2 protein-coding genes are annotated in these 3,008 nt (G+C 37.9%); both read right to left on the bottom strand.

The genetic code is table 11. From position 1 onward, the window contains the following. The coding region (locus Q8907_15195) for a TonB-dependent receptor (GenBank protein MDP4275618.1) at positions 1 to 2,183 on the bottom strand (2,183 nt) is incomplete at its 3' end. Between the two features lie 144 nt (positions 2,184 to 2,327). After that, a partial coding sequence (locus Q8907_15190) for a LytTR family DNA-binding domain-containing protein (GenBank protein MDP4275617.1) occupies positions 2,328 to 3,008 on the bottom strand: 681 nt, incomplete at its 5' end.

The raw sequence follows: 3,008 nt of genomic DNA, 5'->3' as shown, positions 1-3,008 counted from the left end.
GGGATACCACTGACTAGCCCTACTTTAATTTTTTGCCTGAATGTTTTTTCGAAAGTCAGGAAATACAATGCATCACAAAAGTAATTATCCTGAATATTGTTTTTTTTGCTGGCATATTGGAATGTCAGCGACAGGGACATGCCGTATTTAAAAGACAAAACCGCAGAAATGCTGGATTCTATTACCGGATTATGCCTGTCTCCTATGCTGTACTGCCTGGCCAGGCTGTTGCCTGCAGTATAAATGTCATATAACCTCAGATAGGGGTTGAAGGTAGCAATCCCCAGTTTTAAAGATCCTGAAAACTGAAGGCCGTATTGATGTATCGTTCCCAGGTTTTGCATCTGGCTTTCAAAACTATTGGTGTCGTTGATGAATGTCAGGTTATTGATAACTCCGGCAAGTCTGTTGTAAAACAAACGGGATGAGAAATAATTACCTCTGAATAGTATGGAATGTTCTATGTAGAGACTGTTCCTGAATTCTGGTTTTAATGCCGGATTGCCTTTTCGAACAGTGTACGGATCATCAATCGATACGGATGGGTCTAACTGGTAAATATTTGGCCTGATTATCGACCGGTTACAGGAAAACTGTATATTTTGAGTGCCGGTCAGCTTGTATTTGACCGAAACATAAGGGAAAAATGACAGGCCCTGATGGTTGAAGCCGCTTTTCAGGGTTGAATTGAAATTTTCCACCCGCAGGCCAGTATTCATTTCGTACCGGGAATTCTTGTTGTAGGTTGCAGTTGCATAAACTGCATAAATATTTTCGTTGTACTTAAAACTGTTTGAATATCTGTCCTGCATAACCTGAAATTTCCCTTTTATTCCGGAATTGAAAACAAACTTATCCGAAAGGGGAGTTACAAAATCTATTTTAATACTTGCCACATTTTGTCTGGGTTTAACCTCATTTACCCGGATTGCAGAATTATTCTCCCGGCTTTCATCAATGTAATCAGTTTTATTTTCTGCCTTCAGCCTGTAGTTGCTGATATCTAAAGTGATTTCCTGCCCTTTTTTATTAAAAATATGCCTGTAAAACAACGAATATAAGCTGCCGGTGTTGATATCCGTATCTTCTTTTTTCGCCTCCCATTGCCTGTTAATTTTGCCATTCAATTGGAGATTAGCAGTGCCATTATGTTCTTGGGAATAAGGATTAAAGAAGGCATAAAAATTAAGCTGGTCGCGGGAACTTAAAAAATAATCGAACCCATAATGAAACCTGTGCGACCAGTCCATTTGCCTGACATATTGGTTTGAAATGATTTCATTAAAATCTGTATTATTCCATTCTTTGCGTTTTGTACATTCATGGATATCAAAATAACTCATTTCACCATTATAAGAAGTGTAGAGGTTTAATTTTTTGAAACCGTAATTCAGGCTGTAGTTTGGGAAAATATAAATTTCCGAACCATTTGTTGGAATTTCAGCGAAAATCTGTCCGTTCAATCCATAGTCTCTTTCCTTTTTCAGAATAATGTTGATTGCTCCTGTTACCCTGGCATCATAGGAGGAAGGAGGCACACTGATGACTTCAATTTTCTCTATTTGGTTGGAATTTAACTGGGCGATAAAATGCCTGTCGCGCTCTTTGCCATCTACTAAAATCAGGATGTTTGGATTTCCTTCCAATGAGATGTTTTGCATAATGTCGATCTGAATACCGGGAATAAGCCTCAAAACATCAGTACCAGTATTGGTGGCATCAAGCATCTTTTGAGTTACATAAAATGTTGTTTTACCCCTTTCTGGTCTTGCCTCTGGCCGTTCGCCGGTAATAACCGTTTCTTTAAGTTTAATATCTTTATTCTGCAGGTAGATTGTCCCAACATCATTCTTGCTTTCATTTTCAAGATTGATGATTCTGATTTCCGGTTCGTAACCGATGATTTTTATAGACAGTTTGTATTTACACTTTGGAATAGGGTTTATAAAAAATATTCCGGCAGTATCGCTAATTGAACTGCTCATCGGGCTCGAATCAGATACTTTTTCCAATGATACATTGGCATAAGGAACCGCTTGATTCGTTTTCTGATCTACCAGTTTCCCCGTAAGAAATGTTTTTTCCTGGGCATAGGTCCGCGAAACAATGCTGAGAACTATTGCCAATAGCATCAATTTCCTGTCCGCAATTTGCATACCTTTGAATTTGAATGATTTTTTCATCGTAAGATTGTTTGTTTACGACTACAAAGTGATGAATTATCAAATTGATAGACAAACTATTGGGATATATGGCAGATATTTGTTATAAGTTGAAATATCAGGGCAGTGAAATGGTACGAATGGTAATGTTTTGTGACGAATGGATTAATGATATTGCTTTAAAAGCTGATTGAAGTTTTGGGTATTTTGCCGGGAAACGGGAATTTCTGCCTCTATACCTGAAAGTCTTAAATGGTAGCCCAGGGAATTCCCTTTTTTGGAAAGCACTTCTTTTATATTGACGATAAAGGCCCTGTGAGTCCTCATGAAGAAAGGAATTGCAGACAGTTGTTGTTCAATATTGCTGATGGAGTTGCGGATGATTTCTTTTCTGATTTGAGGGTTGCCTTTCAGGTAAAAAACCACATAATTGCCTTCTGATTCGGCATAAATAAATTGATTGGGATAAAAGCTCAATTCTTCTTTTTTTAGCTGAGAACCAATCTGAATCAATTCTTCAGCCTCCACGACGGTTGACGGATCAGTACTGGTTCTGATATTATTTTGCACAATTTGAGCTGCAAAAAGGTATCGGTAATTGATCAGGGTGAAAAAGGCGAAGGGGATTATTCCGACCAGGAAAGCATGTTTGCAGGAATCAAAAAAAGTGAACAGGTTCCACCTTTGGGCAGGCGATTCAAATAAAAAACCGATAAAATAAACAAATATACCCATTCCCAGCAGGACAATTACAATGGCTAATAATTCCTTGAGGATGGTCCATGCTTTCTCTTTTGAAAAATACCGGATCTTATTTATTATCTTAACCAAAATTATTATGGGAAG

This window comes from Bacteroidota bacterium, from assembly GCA_030706565.1.
Taxonomy (GTDB): Bacteria; Bacteroidota; Bacteroidia; order Bacteroidales; family JAUZOH01; genus JAUZOH01.
The sequence above is the reverse complement of the archived record's forward strand: the minus strand, read 5'-3'. Positions and strand labels throughout refer to the sequence as shown.